The organism is Bradyrhizobium manausense, assembly GCF_001440035.1.
In the GTDB taxonomy this organism is placed as follows: domain Bacteria; phylum Pseudomonadota; class Alphaproteobacteria; order Rhizobiales; family Xanthobacteraceae; genus Bradyrhizobium; species Bradyrhizobium manausense.
The window spans coordinates 608,491-609,664 of the sequence record NZ_LJYG01000108.1 but is presented as its reverse complement, the minus strand read 5'-3'; the positions used below and the strand labels follow the sequence as shown (position 1 = coordinate 609,664).

Sequence of the window (1,174 nt, the reverse complement as noted above, 5' to 3'; positions counted from 1 at the left end):
GCCGTGAGGCGATCACCTGGCGGCGGACCTACCGCGCCGACACGCCGGACGCTTATTGGTCGTATCTGCGCCGCTATCCGCGCGGGCCGCATGCGGGCGATGCACGGCGCAGGCTTGCGATCCTGACCGCTCCGATCGAGCCGCCTCCGACTTTCGCGATGATGGATTACGACGTGCCGCCGCCGCCGCCGGAGGAGGTCGTCTATGTCGATCGTCCGGTGCTGTATTTCAGCGATCCCGTGTTCGACTTCGTACCGCCGCCGCCGCCGCCGGTCTATTTCTGCCCGCCGCCGCCGCCTGATTTCGTGGTGCTGCCGCCGCCGCTGCCGGTGGTCGGCCTGTTCGTATTGCCGCAGCCGGTCTTCGTGCCGATCCCGGCGTTCTACAATCCGCCGGCCTATGTCGCGCCGCCGCCGAACAACATCATCGTCAACAACATCCATAACACCACGGTCATCAACACCGTGATCAACCAGCCGCCGGCGCCGCCGCCGGCCGGCAATGCCGCTGCGGCCGCAGCTGTTGCCGCCAATGGCCCAGGCCGCCCGAGCGGGATGACGCAGGTGCCGAAGGTCGTGCAGCAGCAGGCGCAACAGATCCAGGCCAATCCGACCCAGCGACTCACGCCGAGCCAGCAGGCGCTGGTCAGCAACCCCACGGCAAAGCCGGCGGCGATGAAGGTGATGCAGGTGCACGCGACGCCATCAGGGACCGGGACGCCGACCGGAGCGGCGCCGCCGGCATCGCCGCCGCCCGGTCATGCGCTTCCTGTTCCGGGGACGCAGAACGCGCCGGCTGCGCCGGCCGGTGCGGCACAGGTCCCCAACGGCAAACTGGCGCCGACGGCCGCAGCGCCCGCCAACGGTCAGCCTCAGGGCCATCCCAATACGGCGACCACGACCGCCCCGGCGGGCGCCGCAATCACGCCGGCCGCACCTGCCGGCGCAACCCAGGCCCCCAACGGCAAACTGGCGCCGACGGCCGCAGCGCCCGCCAACGGTCAGCCTCAGGGCCATCCCAATACGGCAACCGCGCCTGCCACCACGACCGCCCCGGCCAACGCCGCAACCACGCCGGCCTCCAAGCCGCCCGTGGCACAAACACCGCCGACGGGCGCGCCGGACCCGCATGCCAAATCACTGGCGCATGAGCCGGCGGTGACGCCGCCGACCAC

At 71.2% G+C, this 1,174-nt stretch carries 1 pseudogene; it reads left to right on the top strand.

Annotated features, from left to right (window positions below):
- Positions 1 to 1,174: pseudogene (locus tag AOQ71_RS48960) on the top strand (caspase family protein); the annotation flags it as partial.